General features: G+C 66.0%; 18 protein-coding genes and 1 tRNA gene. 9 read left to right on the top strand and 10 right to left on the bottom strand.

Going from position 1 to position 19,382, the window contains the following annotated elements:
- Nucleotides 1–10: 10 nt before the first annotated feature.
- Nucleotides 11–1,954: a potassium transporter Kup gene (locus D6M19_RS10300; protein ID WP_123025275.1), complete on the top strand. Its 1,944-nt coding sequence runs from the start codon at nt 11–13 to the stop codon at nt 1,952–1,954.
- A gap of 129 nt (nt 1,955–2,083) precedes the next feature.
- On the opposite strand, the gene D6M19_RS10305 is transcribed toward D6M19_RS10300, so the two are convergent.
- The 3 genes from D6M19_RS10305 to D6M19_RS10315 are packed head-to-tail and all read right to left on the bottom strand — an operon-like array spanning nt 2,084 to nt 5,824.
- Nucleotides 2,084–2,923 (bottom strand): carboxymuconolactone decarboxylase family protein, encoded by an 840-nt coding sequence (locus D6M19_RS10305; protein ID WP_123025110.1) that lies wholly within the window; start codon nt 2,921–2,923, stop codon nt 2,084–2,086.
- A 7-nt stretch (nt 2,924–2,930) separates the two neighbouring features.
- Nucleotides 2,931–4,304: a metallopeptidase TldD-related protein gene (locus tag D6M19_RS10310; RefSeq protein ID WP_123025111.1), complete on the bottom strand. Its 1,374-nt coding sequence runs from the start codon at nt 4,302–4,304 to the stop codon at nt 2,931–2,933.
- 2 nt (nt 4,305–4,306) lie between these two features.
- On the bottom strand, nt 4,307–5,824 hold the full coding sequence (locus tag D6M19_RS10315) for a TldD/PmbA family protein (protein WP_123025112.1): 1,518 nt from the start codon (nt 5,822–5,824) through the stop codon (nt 4,307–4,309).
- A gap of 45 nt (nt 5,825–5,869) precedes the next feature.
- Between D6M19_RS10315 and D6M19_RS10320 the strand changes: the two genes are divergently transcribed.
- Genes D6M19_RS10320 through D6M19_RS10330 form a run of 3 tightly spaced genes read left to right on the top strand, consistent with a single transcriptional unit; the run spans nt 5,870 to nt 8,890 of the window.
- A complete protein-coding gene (locus tag D6M19_RS10320; RefSeq protein ID WP_234834804.1) occupies nt 5,870–6,742 on the top strand; it encodes a carbohydrate ABC transporter permease in 873 nt (290 codons plus the stop codon).
- Nucleotides 6,729–7,556, top strand: coding sequence for a carbohydrate ABC transporter permease (locus D6M19_RS10325; protein WP_164478426.1), 828 nt, complete (start codon nt 6,729–6,731; stop codon nt 7,554–7,556). The genes D6M19_RS10320 and D6M19_RS10325 overlap by 14 nt, the downstream gene beginning before the upstream one ends.
- Nucleotides 7,553–8,890: an ABC transporter substrate-binding protein gene (locus tag D6M19_RS10330; protein ID WP_123025113.1), complete on the top strand. Its 1,338-nt coding sequence runs from the start codon at nt 7,553–7,555 to the stop codon at nt 8,888–8,890. Before D6M19_RS10325 ends, D6M19_RS10330 begins: the two co-directional genes overlap by 4 nt.
- Here the strand turns inward: D6M19_RS10330 and D6M19_RS10335 are convergent.
- Nucleotides 8,887–9,720: a CbiQ family ECF transporter T component gene (locus D6M19_RS10335; RefSeq protein ID WP_123025114.1), complete on the bottom strand. Its 834-nt coding sequence runs from the start codon at nt 9,718–9,720 to the stop codon at nt 8,887–8,889. The two genes, D6M19_RS10330 and D6M19_RS10335, sit on opposite strands and share 4 nt — an antisense overlap.
- Nucleotides 9,717–11,783, bottom strand: a complete 2,067-nt coding sequence (locus D6M19_RS10340) for an ATP-binding cassette domain-containing protein (protein ID WP_123025115.1) — start codon at nt 11,781–11,783, stop codon at nt 9,717–9,719. The genes D6M19_RS10335 and D6M19_RS10340 overlap by 4 nt, the downstream gene beginning before the upstream one ends.
- A 107-nt stretch (nt 11,784–11,890) precedes the next feature.
- On the opposite strand from D6M19_RS10340, the gene D6M19_RS10345 reads away from it, so the two are divergent.
- Together D6M19_RS10345 and D6M19_RS10350 are read left to right on the top strand one after the other, a co-directional pair.
- The gene (locus tag D6M19_RS10345; protein ID WP_123025278.1) at nt 11,891–12,331 is read left to right on the top strand and encodes a MarR family winged helix-turn-helix transcriptional regulator; all 441 of its coding nucleotides are present in this window, start codon (nt 11,891–11,893) and stop codon (nt 12,329–12,331) included.
- A 28-nt stretch (nt 12,332–12,359) separates the two neighbouring features.
- Nucleotides 12,360–13,571, top strand: a complete 1,212-nt coding sequence (locus D6M19_RS10350) for an MFS transporter (RefSeq protein WP_123025116.1) — start codon at nt 12,360–12,362, stop codon at nt 13,569–13,571.
- A gap of 45 nt (nt 13,572–13,616) precedes the next feature.
- On the opposite strand, the gene D6M19_RS10355 is transcribed toward D6M19_RS10350, so the two are convergent.
- Nucleotides 13,617–14,348, bottom strand: coding sequence for a VIT1/CCC1 transporter family protein (locus D6M19_RS10355; RefSeq protein WP_123025117.1), 732 nt, complete (start codon nt 14,346–14,348; stop codon nt 13,617–13,619).
- 102 nt (nt 14,349–14,450) lie between these two features.
- Here D6M19_RS10355 and D6M19_RS10360 point away from each other — a divergent pair, with 102 nt between their 5' ends.
- Together D6M19_RS10360 and D6M19_RS10365 are read left to right on the top strand one after the other, a co-directional pair.
- The gene (locus D6M19_RS10360; protein WP_123025118.1) at nt 14,451–16,424 is read left to right on the top strand and encodes an acyl-CoA dehydrogenase family protein; all 1,974 of its coding nucleotides are present in this window, start codon (nt 14,451–14,453) and stop codon (nt 16,422–16,424) included.
- 100 nt (nt 16,425–16,524) lie between these two features.
- The gene (locus tag D6M19_RS10365) at nt 16,525–17,301 is read left to right on the top strand and encodes an SDR family oxidoreductase (protein ID WP_123025119.1); all 777 of its coding nucleotides are present in this window, start codon (nt 16,525–16,527) and stop codon (nt 17,299–17,301) included.
- Here D6M19_RS10365 and D6M19_RS10370 read toward each other — a convergent pair whose 3' ends face one another.
- The 3 genes from D6M19_RS10370 to D6M19_RS10380 form a co-directional block, all read right to left on the bottom strand.
- Nucleotides 17,302–17,784, bottom strand: a complete 483-nt coding sequence (locus D6M19_RS10370) for an LppP/LprE family lipoprotein (protein ID WP_123025120.1) — start codon at nt 17,782–17,784, stop codon at nt 17,302–17,304.
- 52 nt (nt 17,785–17,836) lie between these two features.
- Nucleotides 17,837–18,226 (bottom strand): nuclear transport factor 2 family protein, encoded by a 390-nt coding sequence (locus D6M19_RS10375; RefSeq protein WP_123025121.1) that lies wholly within the window; start codon nt 18,224–18,226, stop codon nt 17,837–17,839.
- A gap of 413 nt (nt 18,227–18,639) precedes the next feature.
- Nucleotides 18,640–18,712, bottom strand: a tRNA-Asn gene (locus tag D6M19_RS10380).
- Nucleotides 18,713–18,860: 148 nt separating this feature from the next.
- Here D6M19_RS10380 and D6M19_RS10385 point away from each other — a divergent pair.
- Nucleotides 18,861–19,115, top strand: coding sequence for a hypothetical protein (locus tag D6M19_RS10385; protein ID WP_123025122.1), 255 nt, complete (start codon nt 18,861–18,863; stop codon nt 19,113–19,115).
- Here the strand turns inward: D6M19_RS10385 and D6M19_RS10390 are convergent.
- On the bottom strand, nt 19,112–19,375 hold the full coding sequence (locus D6M19_RS10390) for a DUF7155 family protein (protein ID WP_327389786.1): 264 nt from the start codon (nt 19,373–19,375) through the stop codon (nt 19,112–19,114). The genes D6M19_RS10385 and D6M19_RS10390 overlap by 4 nt on opposite strands.
- Between the last annotated feature and the right edge of the window lie 7 nt (nt 19,376–19,382).

Here is a 19,382-nt window from a genome sequence, read left to right on the forward strand (position 1 = left end):
TCGAACGGTCATGGCGTCGCAAAGGACCGAGACCGCATCATCGGCTCACGCCGCCCCTGGAGCGAAGTCCATCCGGCCGGTCGTGGTCCTCGCCGCGCTCGGCGTGGTGTTCGGCGACATCGGAACCAGCCCGATCTACACCGTCCAGACGGTGTTCAGCCCCAACGATCCCCACCCGGTACCGCTGAACGCTCAAAGCGTCTACGGCGTCGTGTCGATGATCTTCTGGTCGATCATGGTGATCGTCACGCTCACCTACGTGAGTCTGGTGATGCGTGCCGACAACGACGGCGAGGGCGGCATCATGGCCCTGATCACGTTGCTGCGCCGCTGGGGGTCGGAGACGCATCACCGCACAGCGCTGATCCTCGCCGCGCTCGGTGTCTTCGGCGCATCGCTGTTCTTCGGCGACAGCATGATCACGCCGGCGATCTCCGTGCTTTCCGCGATCGAGGGCATCGAGGTGGTCGACCCAGACTTCGAGCAATGGGTCGTGCCGATCACCGTCGGCATCATCGTGGTGCTGTTCTACGTCCAGCGGCACGGCACCGCACTCGTCGGGCGCGCGTTCGGCCCGGTGATGGTCGCGTGGTTCGTCGCGATCGGCGCATGCGGGGTCACCGGCATCGCCGCGCATCCAGAGATCCTGAAGGCGCTGTCCCCCACATATGCACTGACATTCATCGTCGGGCACTTCGAGATCGCCTTCTTCGCACTGACCGCGGTCGTACTCGCCGTCACCGGTGCGGAGGCACTCTATGCCGACATGGGTCACTTCGGCCGCAAGGCGATCACCCGGGCCTGGCTCTTCGTGGTGCTGCCTGCGCTGGCTCTCAACTATCTCGGCCAGGGAGCGCTGCTGATCGGCGACCCGGCCACCATGCGTGCACCCTTCTTTCTGCTGATTCCCAGCTGGGCACTCTGGCCGATGGTGCTATTGGCTACCGCCGCAACAGTTATCGCATCGCAGGCCGTGATCACCGGCGCGTTCTCCTTGGCGGCGCAAGCCGCCCGCATCGGCTACCTCCCGCGGCTACGGGTGATCCACACGTCGGCCGCAACCGAGGGTCAGATCTATGTGCCGTGGATCAACGGTCTGCTCATGGTCGGGGTGCTCACCCTCGTGCTTGTCTTCCGAAGCTCCGAACGCCTCGCGTACGCCTACGGCATGGCGGTGACGGGCACGATCACCATCACCCTGTTGCTCTTCCTCTACTACGCCAGGACCCGATGGGGCGCACCGCTTTGGCTGGTGGTGATCGGCGGCGGCTTACTGCTATTGATCGATCTGCTGTTCGTCGCGGCGAACCTGACCAAGGTCGTGCACGGCGCATGGCTGCCGCTGCTGATCGGCATCGCGGCGTTCACCGTGATGGTGACCTGGCATCGTGGCCGCCAGATCGTCACCTTGGCAAGGGAAGCGGCTGAAGGACCGCTCGACGAATTCATCGACGCGGTCCGCGATTGCCAGCCGCCGCTGGTCCGCGTCCCCGGCACTGCGGTCTTCCTCAACCGCGGCAAGGAGACTGCACCCCTTGCCCTGCGGACGTGCGTCGAACACACACATGTGCTGCACAAACACGTGATCATCGTGTCGATAGAAACGCTTCCGATGCCGCGTGCACCCGAAACCGAACGAATCCAGGTGGACGCGCTGGGCTTCAAGCAGGACGGAATCGTGTTCGTCACAGCCAATTACGGCTACATGGAGAAAACGCATGTACTGGACGCACTTCGCGGCCTCACTCCAAAACAGTCCGAAGGAAAGATCGCGATCGACGAGGCGTCCTACTTCCTGTCCAAGCTCGAACTCGTCAGGGGTCGCAAGAAAACGATGGCGCAGTGGCGCAAGCGGATCTTCATCGCAACGTCCTACATCACCGCCGATGCGGCCGAACGGTTCGGCCTGCCCCGCGACCGCATCGTGATCATGGGTTCGCGCATCGAGGTGTAGCCCAGGCCCGCGAGCGACGCACCGCATACCGTGGTCATCTGCGCTCACTCACCGGCGATGAGCGGGCGTTCCTGTACACAATTCACCGGCGTGTCGCGTACAAACACGCACGCTCGCGGTGCAAGGCGCTCAGCCGGCGACCGTCTGACCATTCTCGTCGACGACGAAACGTTCGGTTCCCTCTTCAACGTTGGGGGTGTCGGCCTTGAGCGCGACGGCAATCTTGTTGCCCGCGTTGCGCATCACGTCGGCTGTCAACTCGTAGGACTCCGCCTCGGTGAAATGAATTCGCACGCCCGCCGACACCTCCGGCGAGATATCTGCGGGTTTCCATATCAGCGCGTCGGTGTACCTCAGCGCCGCTTTATGCCGATCACTGAGGACGGTCGACCTTTCGTACAGTTCGATCTGCTCGTACATCGACTCCGACCCACCCGCGTCAAGTGCACTGCCCTCGCGCCGCGACTTACACAGCCGGCAGTCATGTTGGGTAGCCCCGCGTAACCGGACGATTTCCGTTGTCACCGGGTCGACTTCGCGCAGGCGCGCGATGCCCGGCTGGAAGCGATTGAAAAGCACATCCCCCAGGTCGCTGTCGTGATCCCAGACGACCGCGTCGGACCACGGCACGGGCAGCGCGAGCGCCTCCAGACCCGCCCGAACCCTCGGCATGAAGTCGGCGATGTAGGTCAGCACCACAGCGGGGAACGCCGCTCGACCGAGCGTCGATGTGAACCTGGTTCGCAACTCGTCGCCGATGGATGACACGTCGATGCTGAACTGCTCGGCGAATTCGACGGCGACCGACTCCGCTTCGTCAACGGGGCCGTCGACCTCGACTTCGGCGGGCAACGGCGGCAGCGAGAGTGTCTTGGCGCACGTCTGGCGGACCAGCGCGTTGATTCGACCGTGCTCGGGTGGTGCGAGGGCGACCAGTCGTCCCAGTTCGCCGTTCAGCGGATCGTGCATCGTCGCATTATTGCGCCTGGCTGACCGACGACATGTGAAAGTCCGGGATCCGCAACGTCGGCATCGCCGCCCTGATGGCCCAGTCGCCCCACTCGCGCGGCAGCGTGACCTCGCTGACGCCCGCCTGGCTGACCCGCCGCAGCAGGTCCAGCGGACTCTCATTGAACCGGAAGTTGTTGACCGCGCCGGTGACCCGCCCGTCCTCGACCAGGTACACGCCGTCGCGGGTGAGCCCGGTCAGCAACAGGACGGCGGGGTCGACGACGCGGATGTACCACAGCGTGGTCAGAAGTAACCCGTGGTCAGTGCTCGCCACCATGTCGGCCAGGCTGTCGGTACCACCGGTCATCACGTGGTTGTCCGCCGCCACGGCCACGGGAACACCGAACTCGGCGGCAGCCGCGCGCGGGTAGGCCAGCGAGTTGATCGTGCCGTCACGAATCCAATCGACCCGGTCGATATCCATGCCGTTGTCGAACACCGAGGCCTGGTCCGACGAGCTGGCCGCCGCCACGAAGGGCGTACATTCCAGGCCGGCGGCGGCGGGATCGGAATACAGGGTCAACGGCAGGTCGGTGAGCGTCTCCCCCACCCGCGTGCCGCCGCCGGGCGCCGAGAAGGCGGTGCGGCCTTCCTGCGCCCCCCGGCCATCCATCGACCACGACAGGTAGATCATCAGATCGGCGACCGCCGACGGCGGCAGGATCGTTTCGTAGCGTCCGGCAGGCAGTTCGACGGTGCGCTGCGCCCAACCGAGCCGGGTCGAGAGCTCCTCGAGCATGGAATCGGTTGGCACGTTTGTGAAGTCGGGTGTGCCGACGCCCGCCCATGCGCTTGCGCCACCGCGTTTGGCGTTGATCTCGACGGAGCCGGTCGGTTGGGTGTAACGCCGCCGCAGCCCGCCCGAGGTGGCGACGAACGTCGTCTCCAGGATGTGCCGCGCATAGCCGTACAGCCGGTCGGCGCGGGGAAATCCGCGGGTCAGTGCTTCTGCGACGCCGCCGAAGACCTCGATACCGGTTCCGGGAATCGGTGCGTCCCAGTCACCTGCCGCCTCCGTCGCGGGTAGCGGCGGCGCGCTGTCGCGGGCTTCCGGCGCCGCGAGCGCTGCCTCCTGCGACGCCGCCACCAGGCCGGGGATCACCGACGGGTCGACCTCGCTGGACGTCAACGACGCCACGTGACCGCGCTCACCTCGACGCACCACCGAGATGACCGTCGTCCTGCGCTGCACCGAAACACCGTTGGTGGTCATCGAGTTGTTCGCCCACCGCAGTGAGGCGTCGCTGCGGTCGGTGACCGTGACGATGGTCTCGTCGGCCTTCCCCAACCGCGCGGCTTCGGCCAACACAGTGTCGACGACTTGCTGTGCCCCGATCACCGCTACCGCCCTCCTTCGGCGCGCGTGTTGAGCACGTTGACGCCGCGGAACAAAGCCGACGGGCAGCCGTGGCTGACCGGTGCGACCTGTCCCGGTTGTGCCTTGCCGCAATTGAATGCGCCGCCCAGCCGCCATGTCGACGGGCCGCCGACGGCTTCCATCGCACCCCAGAAGTCGGTGGTGACGGCCTGATAGGCCACGTCGCGAAGCTGGCCATCCAGCTTCCCGTCGGTGATCCGGAAGAACCTCTGCCCGGTGAACTGAAAGTTGTACCGCTGCATGTCAATCGACCAGCTCTTGTCGCCAAGGATGTAGATCCCGTCCTCGACCCGCGAAATCAGGTCGTCGGTGGACAGCTCGTCGGCGCCCGGCTGCAGGGACACGTTGGCCATCCGCTGAATCGGGACATGGTGCGGTGAGTCGGCATACGAGCAGCCATTGGAGCGGTCAATCCCCAGCCGCGGTGCGAACACCCGATCTAGCTGGTAGCCGACGAACAGGCCGTCGCGCACCAGATCCCACCGTTGCGCCCGCACACCCTCGTCGTCCCAACCGACACTTGCCAGCCCGAAATTCTCGGTGCGGTCGGCGGTCACGTTCATCACAGGTGATCCGTACCGCATCGTGCCCAGCTTGTCCGGCGTGGCGAAAGACGTGCCCGCGTAGGCGGCCTCGTAGCCGATGGCGCGGTCATATTCGGTGGCGTGCCCGATGGATTCGTGGATCGTCAACCACAGGTTGGACGGATCGATGACCAGGTCGGTCGGTCTCGCCGTCACGCTCGGCGCCTTGACCTTCTCCGCGAGCAGCGTCGGCAGCTCAGCGAGCTCGGCCGTCCAGTCCCACACGTCGTCACCGTCGACCGCCTCCCAGCCCCTCCCGGTCGGCGGCGCGAGCGTGCGCATGGTCTCGAAGGATCCCGCAGCAGCGTCGACGGCGACGGCCTCGAGTGTCGGTTGCACGCGCACCCGCTGTTGGGTGATCGACGAGCCTGCGGTGTCGGCGTAGAACGTCTGCTCCTTGACCGCGTGCAGGTTTGCCGACACGTGATTGACGCCGTCGGCGGCAAGCAGCCGCCCAGAATACTCGGCGAGAAGTCCAATCTTGTCGGCCGCGGGGATCGCGAACGGGTCGATCCGGTAGTCGGACACCCAGCTGACGTCGGTGTACACCGGTTCGGGAGCCAACTCGATCTTCTCGGCGTTGAGCGCCGCCAGCGTGCGAGCCACCGCAACGGCGCGACGGGCGGTCTCCGCTGCGACACCCGCGTCCAACTCGGCGTGCGATGCGAAGCCCCAGGTGCCGTCGACGATCACCCGCACCGCAAACCCGACCTCGCGGTCGACGACGGCTGTCTCCAGCTCACCGTCGCGCAGCGCCACGACCTCGTTGACGATGCGGTGGATGCGCAGGTCGGCATGGCTGGCGCCGGCTGCCACGGCGGCCGACAGCGCGGCGTCGGCAAGCTCATGGCGCGGCAGCGCAAGGAAGTCGGGATCGACTTGTCGGGATGCTGTCACGGCTACACCGTAGTTCGACGGCGTTGCGACCGCTTTAATGGCTCAGTGGCAGCCAATCGAGTGCGGTCGACGGCAGTGGGCTACGCGCTGCTGGCACCCAGCTTGTTCGGCGTCGTCACGTTCCTGCTGTTGCCGATGCTGGTCGTCGCGTGGCTCAGCGTGCACCGCTGGGACCTGTTGGGGCCCATTGCGTATGTCGGACTGGATAATTGGCGTTCGGTGTTGACTGATCCGTCGTTCGCCACGTCCCTTGTGGTGACGGCGCTATTCATCGCGATCGTGGTGCCAACCCAGTCGGTGCTCGGCCTCTTCGCCGCGGCGATGCTGGCCCGCGGGCTGCCGGGCAGTGGTTTCTTCCGCACGCTGTACGTGCTGCCCTGGATCTGCGCACCGCTGGCGATCGCCGTGCTGTGGCGGTGGATCCTGTCGCCGACCGACGGCGCGGTCAGCACGCTGCTTGGCGAGCGGATCGAGTGGTTGACCGACCCTGACCTGGCGTTGCCCGTGGTCTCGGCGGTGACGATCTGGACGAACGTCGGCTACGTGACACTGTTCTTCCTCGCGGGCATGCTCGCCATCCCCGCCGACATCCAGGACGCGGCGCGCACCGACGGCGCGAACGCATGGCAGCGGTTTCGCCGCATCACGTTGCCGATGCTGAGGCCGACGCTGTTCTTCGTCCTCGTCACCGGCGTCATCAGTGCGGCGCAGGTGTTCGACACCGTCTACGCGCTGACCGCGGGTGGGCCGCAAGGCCGCACCGACCTGATCGCTCATCGGATCTACGCCGAGGCGTTCGGCGCTGCTGCGGTCGGACGGGCGGCGGTGATGGCCGCGGTGCTCTTCGTCCTTCTTGTCGGCGTGACGATCGCCCAGCATTCCTACTTCCGCGGCCGGATCACCTATGACGTCGTTTAGCCGGGCAGTGTCCGCCCCGCTGATCTACGCCGGGCTGGCAGCGGGTGCGCTGATCACCCTGGCACCGTTTGCGCTGGGGTTGATGACGTCGTTCACGACGGCAGAACAGTTCAATACCGGTAGGCCCCTGTCGTTTCCCGCGCCGCCGACCCTGCAGAACTACACGGGATTGGCCGATGCCGGGTTCGGCCGCGCGCTGGTGGTGACCGCGCTGATGACAGCCGTCATCCTGGTCGGTCAGCTGACCTTCTCGGTATTGGCGGCGTATGCGTTCGCCCGACTGGAGTTTCCCGGCCGCGACGCGCTGTTCTGGGTCTACCTCGCGACCTTGATGGTGCCCGCGACGGTGACGGTGGTGCCGCTGTATCTGATGATGGCGCAGGCCGGTCTGCGAAACACGTTCTGGGCGTTGGTGTTGCCGTTCGTGTTCGGCTCGCCGTACGCGATCTTCCTGCTTCGCGAGTACTTTCGTGGGATTCCGGCCGATCTCATCAAGGCGGCACGCATCGACGGCGCCAACACCCTCGATGTTCTCGTTCATGTCGTGGTGCCTGCCAGCAAGCCGATTCTGGTGACGCTGTCGCTCATCACCGTTGTCAGCCAGTGGAACAGCTTCATGTGGCCGCTGGTGATCACCACCGGTGGCAAATGGCAGGTGCTGACGGTCGCGACGGCGGGTCTGCAGTCCCGCTACAACGCGCAGTGGACGTTGGTGATGGCGGCGACGACGGTCGCGATCGTTCCGCTGATCCTGCTGTTCGTCGCCCTCGGCAGACACATCGTGCGTTCCATCGTCGTCACGGGGCTGAAATGACGTTGCGCCCCAAGGTTTCCACGATGGCCGCGACGGGCCTGGCTCTCACCATGGCCCTTCTGCTCGTCGTCGCGGTGCTGCTGGGCCGGTCGACCGAACCAGCAGGCCGCACAGTGGTCACCGTGCGACTGTGGGGCGAGCAGGTGGCCGCCGCTTACCGGGAATCGTTCGACGAGTTCACCCGGAGCCACCCCGACATCGATGTGCGGGTCAACGTGGTGGCGTATGCCACCTACTTCGACACCTTGCGCACCGACGCCGCGGGCGGCAGCGCAGACGACATCTTCTGGCTGTCGAACGCGTACTTCGCCGCGTATGCCGACAGCGGCCGGCTGATGGATATCGCAAAAGTGTTGGGTCCAAACGCTGCAGCGGACTGGGAACCGTCGGTTGTCGACCAGTTCACCCGCAACGGTGTGCTGTGGGCGGTGCCTCAGCTGACCGATGCGGGCATCGCGGTCTACTTCAACGCCGACCTCATCGAGCAGGCAGGCGTCGACCTGCGGCAACTTCAGGATATGCGGTGGTCTCCCGGCGATGTGGACACCCTGCGGCCCCTGCTCGCCCGGCTGACAGTCGACGCGGACGGACGCAGGGCCGACGAACCCGGCTTCGACCCCGGGCGCATCCGGCAGTGGGGATACAACGCGGCCAACGATCTTCAGGGCATCTATCTGAACTACGTCGGCTCGGCAGGAGGCATGTTCTCCGACGGCGACCGGTTCGCCTTCGACAATCCCGGGTCGGTCGCGGCTTTCGACTACCTGGTGCGCCTGATCAACGACGACCACGTCGCCCCGCCCGCATCGGACACCAACGGCAACGGTGACTTCTCCCGCAACCAGTTCCTGCAGGGCAGGATGGCGCTGTTTCAGTCCGGTACCTACAACCTGGCGGCGATCGCCGACGACAGCCGCTTCAGGTGGGGTGTCGTCCCGATGCCCATCGGGCCGGTGGGCCGGGTGAGCGTCACCAACGGCATTGCCGCTGCAGGGAATTCGGCAACCAAGCATCCCGACGCCGTTCGAGAGGTACTGGCCTGGATGGGTAGCCCACGTGGCAACCAGTACCTGGGTGCGCGCGGCGCGGCCATCCCCGCCGTCCTGCCCGCGCAACGCGCCTACTTCGACTACTGGACCGGGCGCGGCGTCGACGTCGGACCGTTCTTCTCGGTGCTCGACGGCCCGCGGATACCCGCGCCTGGCGGCCCCGGCTTTCCCGCGGGCTACGAGGCGCTGCAACCGTACTTCGACGAGATCTTTCTGGGGCGGGCCGATGTGGCCACCTCGCTGGCCGATGCCCAGGCCGCCGCCAACGCCGCCGCCGAGCGCTAACTGGTTCCCAGCACGGTGAGTTCCAGCACCAGCGCCGCGCCGCACACCAGCAGGACGACCGAAAGGGCCACCCAGTCGCGCCGTTCGGGTCCCGACGGGGCCGCAGAGATTTGACCGGCACCGCCGCGCGCGGTGATCGCGTCGCCCATCTCGTCGGCACGTCGGAGCGCCACGATGACCGCCGCTGCGATCAGGTCGACCGCCTCCAGCGCCCAGCGACGCCTGCGAGCCCGTCGCGTCGTCAGTACCGATCTGGGACGCAGGCTGCGCGCGGCATACAGAGTCCGGAACTCGTCGATCAGCATCGGGAAGGCCCGCAGGGCGAGCGCGAGCGTGACCGCCCATTCGTCGACCGGTATCCGCAACCGGCGCAGCGGTCTGCCGAGTTTCGCCACGGCGGGCGCGATCTCGGCGACGTTGGTGGTCCACGACACCATGCCACCCAGGGCGAGCAGCACGATCGACAGCGCGGTGATTCGCAGGAACTTGAGCAGTCCACCCAGTCCGAGGTCGAGGCCGAATAGTTCGACGACGGGACTGCCGCCGGACATCGCCGCGGTGACTCCGCCGAGTGCCAACAGGAGCCACAGCCATCGCGGAATCGACGGCAGCACGCCGCGCGGTATGCGGGCCAGCCGCGTCGTGACAAGCACGAGGACCGCGACTGCCCCGATCGGCACCCACCCGGGATAGAAGGTCAGCAGCACGCCGATCGCCGCCACCACAATGAGTTTCGTGCCCGCCCACAGGTCGTGGATGACGGTGCGGCCCGGCACCGGGCGCAGCAGCACGATCGGCCTGCGTTGTTGCTTTCGGGTTGGAGCGGTCATGACATGCCCCCGGCTGCGGTCGGTGCGGTCGCCAGCACGCCGTCCTGCAGGTGCAGGATGCGCGGGCACAGATCCTCGAGCCCGGTGAAATCGTGCGAAATCACGATGATGGTCAGCCCCTCGTCGCGCCGCAGTTGCTCGAGCAGGCGCAGCAGCCCGCGCGCGCTGGCGCCGTCGAGCCCCGCCAACGGCTCGTCCAGGATCAGGGCCCGCGGGGATCGCGCCAGCAGGCCGGCCAGCACGACGCGACGCATCTGTCCGCCGCTGAGCTGGTCGATCCGCCGGTCCGCCAACGTCGCATCGAGGCCGACGGTGGCCAGCGCCGTGATCACCCGGGCACGGTCACGGGGTGAGAACCCTGCCGCCGACGCGATCTCCAGGTCCACACGGCTGCGCAGCAGCTGCAACCGGGCCGCCTGAAACGAGATGGCGACGGCGCCGACCTGGTCGGCGGCGGGCGCACCGTCGAGCAGGCAACTCCCGCTCGTCGGCTCGGCGAGGCCGGCCATGATCCACGCCAGGGTGGACTTACCCGACCCGTTGAGGCCATGAATCAGTACGCCGTCGCCCTCATGAACGGCAAAGTTGATATCACGCAACGCCTCTGTGGCCCATGGCGTGCCGCTGCCGTACTCATGGTTGACGTCGATGAGTTCCAGGACTGGAGCCTCACGACGCGGCTTGAGCGGGCCTTTCGCGGCCGGCGCCTCGGTCGTTTCCACCATCTCGGTGTTGTCGGAGGCACCGCCGTTGCCGGTCAGGTCGATCGCACGGTCGGCGGAGTCGGCCTCGTCGTTGTAGTGGGTGATGTGCACCAACGACATCTGGTGATGGTTGGTCAGCCCGGACAGCACGGCCAGCAGCCCATCGCGGCCCTCCTGGTCGACCATGCTGGTCACCTCGTCGGCGATCAGTAGCGACGGCTCCCTCGCGAGAGCCGCTGCCACGGCGAGGCGTTGCAGCTCGCCGCCGGACAGCCCGCCGGTGTCGCGTTCGGCCAGGCCGTCGAGGCCGACCTCGGTGAGCAGCCTGTGCACATCGGTGGTGGTGCCCGGCGGCAGTCCCCAGACCACGTCATCAGCGACCCGCGTGCCGAGCACCTGGCTTTCCGGGTGCTGCAGGATGACCGCGGTGCCGCCGAGGCGGCCGAGCCCGACCGAGCCGGGACGATCGACAGTGCCCGATGACGGCTCGCGTCCGGCAAGCATCAGCATCAGCGTCGTCTTACCGGAGCCGTTGGGCCCGGTCACCGCGACGTGTTCACCGGGTTCGATGGTCAAGGTCACCGGGCCGAGCGCGTCATGGTCGCTTTCGGGATACCGGAATCGGACGTCGGTGAGCCGCACGGGAACGGGCGCGATCGGTGCCGTATCGGGTGGGGAATCGAGCTTGTGCACATCGGGTATCACGACCAGCCGGTTGATCACCTGCGCCAACGCCCACCAGCCGATGAGCATCACGACGGTGATGACGAGCACAGACCACCCGCCGAGCAGATAAGGCCAGTAGTGCAGCGCTGTGGCAAAGCCGGTCTTCAGACGCTCGGCCAAAGCGTCCATGTTGGGGAGCCACCACCATTTCGGGAGGCTCGCCATGAACGCGGCGACGCCGTCGACGTTGGCGGTCATCGATTCGAAGATCAGGTGTCGCAGCCGAACAAGGACCGCGAGCGCCGCCACGACGGCTGCCCCGAACACCGCGCCCGCGAGGACCCCGACGCAGAGAACCGTGAGGGTGCCGCGGCCACGCCGCAGGATGAGACCGATCAGCAAACCGATGTAGGCGTCATTGACCACCGTCATAAATCCGCCCATTCCGGCGATCAAGAACGCGATCGTGGCACCTGCGACGGTCGCCGCGATCAGCACCCGAAGCCGGAACCGGTAGATCAGCAGGCCCATCGGCACGGTGCCGAGCAGCCCGATCCCTGCGGCGAAAGGCACCACGACCGCGATGATGGCGGTGGCCGCACACAGCGCGGCCATCACCGATGCGTGCGCGAGTTCGACGGGCTGCAGTGAACCTCGCCGCCGAGTCACGCTCGAGCGGCGAGTTGCAGTCATTGCACGATTCTGCCAGTCGCCGCTCGATCCGCCCGTGGCGGCGCTGTGAGCGCCGACACGCGTCCGGGGGTTTGATTCGTATAGTGAAACTATGTAACTATTGTGTGGTGACTCAACCGCTTGGTGCCGACCTGCTGGCCGTGGTGGCGCGACTCAACCGCCTGGCATCTCAGCGGGCCCGCATACCGCTGCCGTTCGCGCAGGGACGGCTACTGTCCACGATCGAGGACCAGGGTGCAGCGCGCATCTCGGATCTGGCCACACTCGATCACTGTTCGCAACCGACGATGACCATGCAGGTGCGTCGGCTGGAGGACGCGGGTCTGGTGTCACGCACTGTCGATCCCGAAGATGCACGCGCAGTCCTTATCCGGATCACCCCGAAGGGGGTGGACATGCTGCGGCAGGTTCGCGTCGATCGCGGCGCCGCGATCGATCCATACCTGGAACGGCTCGATGCCGGCGACCGGCAGACGCTCGAGGATGCCGTACGCGTGATGCGCAACCTTCTCCAGGACGCGGCAGCCCCAAAACCAACCGTCAAATAGCGTCAACCGTTAGGAGCAGCCGCACCGTATGTGGCGTCAACCCAAGGCCGTATGGGCCGTCGCGTTCGCCTCTGTCGTCGCCTTCATGGGAATCGGCCTTGTCGACCCGATACTCAAGCCGATCGCCGACAACCTCAATGCCTCGCCGTCGCAGGTGTCACTGCTGTTCACCAGCTATATGGCGGTGATGGGGGTAGCCATGCTCGTCACCGGCGTGGTCGCCAGCCGGATCGGCCCGAAGAGGACGCTGCTGGTTGGCCTGGCGGTGATCATCGCAGGCGCAGGGCTGGCGGGCATGTCGGACACCGTGATGGGCATCGTCGGCTGGCGGGCGCTGTGGGGTCTTGGCAACGCCTTGTTCATCGCGACCGCATTGGCCACCATCGTCAACTCCGCACGCGGATCGGTCGCCCAGGCGATCATCCTCTACGAGGCGTCGCTCGGCCTCGGAATCGCCGTTGGCCCGTTGGTCGGGGGTGTACTCGGCTCGATCTCGTGGCGCGGCCCGTTCTTCGGAGTTTCGGCGTTGATGGCCATCGCGCTCGTCGTCACCACCTTCCTGCTTCCGTCAACGCCGCGCGCCGAACACGCCACGACGCTGGCCGACCCGTTCCGCGCACTGCGCCACCGTGGGCTGCTCGGCGTGGGTATCACCGCGCTCCTCTACAACTTCGGCTTCTTCACCCTGCTGGCGTTCACACCGTTCCCGCTCGATATGAACGCCCACCAGATCGGGCTGATCTTCTTCGGCTGGGGCGTCGCGCTGGCATTCACCTCCGTCGTGGTGGCGCCTCGGCTGCAGCGCCGGTTCGGTACGGTGCCAACGCTTTTGGTCAACCTGCTGGCGATGACCGCAACGTTGGTGGTGATGGCGCTCGGCACGGACAGCAGGGCCGTGCTGGCGGCGTGCGTGGTGGTCTCGGGCCTGTTCATCGGGATCAACAACACGCTGATCACCGAGACCGTGATGAAGGCCGCACCGGTGGAGCGTGGAGTCGCTTCTGCGGCATACAGTTTCGTGCGGTTCTCCGGCGCCGCGGTCGCACCGTGGCTCGCCGGGGTTCTCGGCGAACGGGTCAGCGTGCACCTGCCGTTCTGGGTCGGCGCCGCTGCGGTGCTGCTCGCAGCCGGTGTGCTCGCGCTAACGCGCCGTCATCTCGTCGGCATCGACGCCGAGGAGACCGAACTCGACGAGATCACCGACCACGCCGAGTCGGTCACCGTCGGCAGCGACACGTGATTTCGGCGCGCTCATCGACGCTCAGCGCACGCGAGCGCGCCGAAATCACAAGAACGAATCGACGAGCTTGCCGACCAGATAAGTGGCCGCGATCGCGACGCCACCGAAGAGCAACTGCCGCAGCCCCGCCCACCAGATGGGTCTGCTGGTGAATTTCGCCGCGGCGCCGCCCGTGATCGCAAGGCCGATGCCACCGCAGACCACTCCCAGCCACAACGACTCGAATCCGAGCAGGTACGGGATGAGCGGCACGATCGCGCCGATCGCAAACATCACGAACGACGAGCCTGCGGCGACCCACGGAGACGGTTTCTCGCTCGGGTTGACGCCAAGCTCCTGCGCCACATGAAGGTTCAGCGCGCGGTCCTCGTCGCGGTGGATTTCCTCCGAAGCCTTTTCCGCGGTTTCCGCCGTCATCCCCATCTCGACGAACATCCAGACCAGTTCGGTTTCTTCTGCCTCGGGGTGGCTGCTCAGCGCGCGTCGCTCCAGCCGAACCTCGGCATCGATCTGCTCGTTGGCCGTAGTGACTGAGGTGTATTCGCCAAGGGCCATCGAGAATGCGCCGGCCAACAGTCCGGCCACACCACTGAGCACCACGGTGTTGGCGCTCGCGCTCGCCCCCGCCACGCCGGCGATCAACGCGGTGTTGCTGACCAGACCGTCCATCGCCCCGAAGGTGGCCGCGCGCAACCATCCGCCGGACACATCGGAGTGTCGATGTTGCGGAATGTGCGGCATTCCGGTCGGCGATACCGGTGCCTTGTCCTCGGCCATGGCCTGAAATTCAACGCCATCCGTTCGCCCAGGTCTAGCGAGGTTTGCCTACGTTTGCCAAGTCACAGTTTCCACGAAGGCATTACGGGCTACCGTCTGGGTATGACCACCACTGCGGAGCATCTACGCAATACGCTGGACGGCCGTTGGCGCGATGTGAAGAACAGGGTGAGGCAGGAACTCTCCACGGAGATCTTCAAACCCCACTACACCCCCAACACCGTTATCGCCCGCACCAAGGTGGCGGAGCAGCTGAAGATCATGGCTCAGCGGGGTGCGGCGGAGGACGGCTTCAGGAAGGAATTCGGCGGTAACGGGGACGTCGGCGCGGCCATCACCCAGATCGAGATGCTGGCGATGTCCGACCTGTCGCTGATGGTCAAGGCCGGTGTGCAGTGGGGCTTGTTCGGCGGCGCAATCGAGAACCTGGGCACCGAGCGGCATCACAAGGCGTACGTCAAGAAGATCATCGACCTCGAGCTGCTTGGCTGTTTCGCGATGACCGAAACCGGTCACGGCAGCGACGTGCAAGCCCTTGAAACCACCGCCACTTACGACCCTGCGACGCAGGAGTTCGTCATCGACTCCCCCACCCGCACCTCGCGAAAGGATTACATCGGCGGCGCCGCCCAAACTGCGAGGGTGGCGGCAGTTTTCGCGCAATTGATCACGCCGGACGGGAAGGGCCACGGCGTGCACTGCTTCGTCGTGCCGATCCGCGACGACGAGGGCAACGACCTGCCGGGCGTGACCACGTCTGACTGCCACTACAAGGGCGGCCTGCCCGGCGTCGATAACGGTCGCATCCAGTTCGACCGGGTCCGCGTCCCCCGCGACAACCTGTTGAACAAGTACGCCGACGTCGCCGAGGACGGCACCTACTCATCGCCGATCGAAAATCCCGGGCGCCGGTTCTTCACCATGCTCGGCACCTTGATCCGCGGCCGGGTCACCGTCGGCGGCAGCGCGGGCGCGGCGGCTCGGGTGGCATTGGACATCGCGACCCGGTACGCATTGGAGCGCAGGCAGTTCCAAGCACCCGGCGACGACCGCGAGGTGCTGATCATGGATTATCTCGTGCACCAGCGCAGGCTCTTTCCGTTGATCGCAAAGTCCTACGCGCTGCAGTTCGCGCAGAACGAGCTGGTGGCCAAGTGCCATGAGCTGCAGACGGCGGACGACCCCGACGCCGAAGAGCAGCGCGAACTGGAATCCCGGGCGGCCGGCCTCAAGGCCGCCAACACGTGGCACGCGACGCGTGCGATCCAGGAGGCCCGCGAAGCCTGCGGCGGCGCAGGCTATCTCGCCGAGAACCGGCTGATCGCGCTCAAGGCCGACACCGACGTCTTCACCACCTTCGAGGGTGACAACCATGTGCTGACCCAACTGGTGGCCAAGGAGCTGCTGACCGCCTACGCGGACGACATCAAGGGCATGAGCCCGGTCGAGTGGGTGCGGTTCGCCGCCAACTTCGCCGGCGAGCGGGTGATGAAACGCACTGCGGCCGAGACGATCATGCAGACCATCCTCGACACCCGGCAGGACAACGAGGAAGAGGGCAGCCTGTTCAACCGCGGCACCCAGGTCAAGATGTTCGAGGACCGAGAGGAGTACATGCTCGCGACGGTTGCTCGCCGGTTACAGAGCAAGTCGAAGGAGATGAGTGCTTTCGATGCGTTCAACTCGGTCCAAGACCATGTGCTGCACACGGCACGGGTACACATCGAACGCATCATCCTGGAATCGTTCGTCGCTGGCATCGACGCATGCGAGGACGACAAGGCCCGCGAGATCCTGAACATGGTCTGCGACCTGTACGCACTGTCGGTGATCGAACAAGACAGGGCCTGGTTCATGGAGCATCGCTTCCTGTCCACTGAGCGCGCCAAGGCGGTGACCCGCGGAATCAACGAACGGTGCCGCAACCTGCGGCCGTATGCCGAACTGCTGGTCGAAGGCTTCGGGATCCCCGAGCAGCTGCGCTACGCCGAGATGCTGCACCCGGAGAACATTCCCGACGCCGACGAGCATCAGCAGAAGGACGTCACCAGCTCCGGCACCATCGAGCCGAAGTAGCCGCCGACCGCTTCGCCGCGGAATTCTGACAGTCCAGCGCTTTTGCCGACAGCGTCGTCGTAAAGAAATCGGTGTCGGTGCCGCGTGACAGACTCGGCGCGTGACCGATCTTGGTGAATTATCCGGCCGTACCGCACTGATTACCGGTGGAACTCGCGGCATCGGCAAGGGCATCGCCGACCGTCTGCGTGCGAACGGGGCACGGGTATTGGTCGCTGCGCGGTCGACACCCGAGGATTCCTCTGCTGACGACGTCGTGGTCGCCGACGTGGCCACCACCGACGGCGTTGCGGCATTGGCCGCCGAGGCGCTCGAGCGACTCGGCGAGATAGACATCGCGGTACACAACGTCGGCGGCTCCGGGCAATACGAGGGCGGAGCGGCATCGCTCACCGACGACGACTGGCAATCGGCGTTGGACACGAACCTGCTGGCGGCCGTCCGGCTGGACCGTTGCGTCATCCCGGGAATGATCGAACGAGGATCCGGGGCCATTGTGCACATCACGTCGATCCAGCGTCGCGCGCCGCTACCGGCGTCGATTCCGTACGCAGCGGCCAAGGCGGCGCTCACCAACTACAGCAAGGCCCTGTCGAACGAGTTGGCGCCAAAGGGGATTCGCGTCAACGCGGTGTGCCCGGGCTACATCGAGACGGAGTCGGCCTACCGGATGGCGGTCGAGATCGGCGAGATGAACAACATCACGATCGACGAGGCACGCACCCTGATCATGGACTCGATCGGCGGCATTCCGCTCGGTGCGCCGGGTAGCCCTGCCGACGTCGGTGAGCTCGTCGCGTTCCTGGTGTCCGACCGCGCCCGATACATCAACGGCGCCGAGTACGTGATCGACGGAGGCAGCGTCCGCGGAGTCTGACTACGGGTTGGGGATCGGGTCGCGTGCCTCGAGCTTGCCGTCCTCGCCGATCTGGAAACGGACCGAGCCGATGCCGGTGGGACAGCACGCCGGATCCTGGCCCTGACGCCACTGGTACTGCACGTTCGCGGTGTCATTGCCCATCGATATGACGTTGATGTACGGCCGCGGCTCCGGCGTGGCCGGGCCCAGCGGATTGTTGCGGTCGAAGAACAGCACCTGCATGGGGCTGTCCGACGCGTCGCCGGCGGTCACCACCACCCAGTTGAGCCTGCAGTCGGGCGTGTGACCGCGCGCGGATTCCCGCCACTGCGCACCGGCAGGCAGGCTCGCGATCGCCTGCCCGACGGTGTCGGGGCTTGGGCCGTCCGAAGGCCCGCAGGCCTGCGTACTGGTCGGCGATGGACCCGGTGGGCTCCAGCCACATCCGATGGCGAACAGTCCAACGGCGATCAGGGCCGCAAGCAAGCCAGACAGTCGCATGGGCACGAGCTTACGGACTCCGCGCTTTTGGCCAGACGACGATCGGTGGCGATCACCCAGCGGTGAGTGCTTTCTTGCCGTAGACCCGCTCCATCATGGCGGTGTCCCCGTGCATCAGGGCGCGGACGGTTTTGCCGTTACGGACGGTGAATACGTCAGCATCCCTTCCGGTTTCGCCGCCGGCGGACACCTCGGTGAGCGCGACGACCGTGTCGCCTTCGGCGATGACGTCGATGAGCCGCACGGCCAAGGACTTCTCGGCCAACCGACCCATGTACTCGAGGACTTCGGTCTTTCCGTGGAAAGTGCCACTGACCGCGCTCTGACCCGGCTGCACCCATTCGACATCGTCGTCGAACAGGCTCATCACCGTTTCGATGTCACCCGTCGCGAAGGCGTCGTAACCCTTCTTGATGAGTTCCTTGTTTTCTTGCTCGGACACTGTGGAGACTCCCTTCGTGCGCATCCGATATTCCGGCCGCGAGAGGAGTGGCCGGTCTGGGGAGCAGCACGTCGCAGCTCCGGATCGGTCAGACCGTTCGCCGCCACCTAACAGTGTCGACTCGATTAGTCGCGAATTAGCGAATTTCGCACTTACCGCTTGATTTCGCTTTCGAGGGCGTCATGCTCGTCGACCAGCCAGTTTGTCGACGTACAACCGGACCCTCGGAATGCCGACTGCGCTGCGCGATCAGTCGGCGATGAGAGCAGGGCGCTGTTGGCTCAACACTCGGTTGCGCCGCCCATCGCCTGACGATGTGCGAACGCAACCAGTCCAATGCCCACCGCTTCGGCGGCGGATACCCAAGGTCGACCCACTCGCAAACTACCGGGACGCGGGGAGGTCGAAGTGTGCTCCCCCGGGTGGACTCGAACCACCAACCCTTCGGTTAACAGCCGAATGCTCTGCCAATTGAGCTACAGGGGATTGCCCTGTCCGCGCGGGTTCAGCCGCGGACCGAGGGTTGACTTTAGCGTACGTGCGGGCCGGCCCGCCAATACTGTCCCGGCCCGGCGCGCACCCCACTCGGTGAGGCAGGATGGACACTGTCACACCGTCGTCGGGAAGGGGCTCCGTGTTCCGGTATGTCGTCGTAATGGCGGTCGGCTACGTGTTGGGTACGAAGGCGGGCCGACGCCGCTATGAGCAGATCGCGGGCACGTATCGCGCCGTCACCGAGAGTCCGGCCGCCAAGGCCGTGATCACGGCGGGACGCCGAAAGATTGCGAATCGGGTCTCACCGGACCCGAAGATGGTGACGCTGACGCCGATTGACGGCGAAACCGCGGTGCTCAACCCGCAGACAGCACCGACGGCCGATAAGCGCTAGTTGACGCCGCCGGTGTAGGTCTGACCCGGCAGCAGTCCGCCGTTTTGGTAGTTGTTGGGCCCGTAGATGCCCCATGGTGTGCCGAAGTTGTTCGGTGAGCCGTTCGAGTAGCTCAGGCAGTGCCCGTCCTCTTGGTTGCCGAACCAGGCGAGGCACGCCGGACCGGCCTGGTAGTTCTGGGGCGCAGAGGTCGAAATCGTAGTCGCGGCGATAACGGGTCCCGCCGCCGCGGCAACCGCGAAAGCGCTGATGGCGATCACCTGACGA

The organism is Mycolicibacterium stellerae (assembly GCF_003719305.1).
Lineage (GTDB): Bacteria > Actinomycetota > Actinomycetes > Mycobacteriales > Mycobacteriaceae > Mycobacterium > Mycobacterium stellerae.